This window comes from Gluconobacter sphaericus NBRC 12467 (assembly GCF_006539125.1).
GTDB lineage: Bacteria > Pseudomonadota > Alphaproteobacteria > Acetobacterales > Acetobacteraceae > Gluconobacter > Gluconobacter sphaericus.
Genome location: NZ_BJMK01000092.1, coordinates 1 through 626, shown reverse-complemented (window position 1 = coordinate 626; position 626 = coordinate 1). Strand labels below are relative to the sequence as shown.

The following is a 626-nucleotide window of genomic DNA, read 5'->3' as shown; positions in this document are numbered from 1 at the left end:
TTCCCTGCATTGGACCGCTGGATATGCCGGGGCATCGGTTTGAGATGCGGCTTTTTCCTGTGAACCTTTGAGACAAAGCCGTGCTTTTCCATGAAGTCCTCATTGGCTTTTGAGCGATAGGCCGTGTCTGCCCAAACGGTTGAGGCCGTATTGGTTTTATCAAGCAGCCCTTCTCGCAATCGCGCACCATCACTGGCGGCGGCATCCGTCGTCTTCCATTTCCGGATGAACCGGAACTTCCGGTCGATGGAGACATGGGATTTGTAGCCAAAGAACGGGATAGCCAGATCCGTTGTGGGGATCGTCCCGTCATCCTGCCGCTTTGCCTTCGTGAACTGCAGGGTCCAGCGCGCATGACGATCCTTGTGCGACAGCTTTGCCGGTTTGTCCTGCCACTCCTGTGGGATCCGTCCCTCCCGAAGATCGGCTTTCTCTCCGTTGGTATTGCGCTGCTTTGGAGCCGCTACCAATGTCGCATCCAGGATCTGGCCAGACATCGGCAGATAACCGGCGTTCCGCAGGGTCGCGTCAAACCGGTCAAACAGTCTTTCAATAGCCCCCGCCTGGGTCAGACGTTCCCGGAACAGCCAGGCAGTCTTGGCATCAAGCACGCGGTCAGACAGCCC

At 57.3% G+C, this 626-nt stretch carries 1 protein-coding gene; it reads right to left on the bottom strand.

Going from position 1 to position 626, the window contains the following annotated elements:
- The coding region (locus GSP01_RS14640; RefSeq protein WP_141354695.1) for a transposase at positions 1–626 on the bottom strand (626 nt) is incomplete at both ends.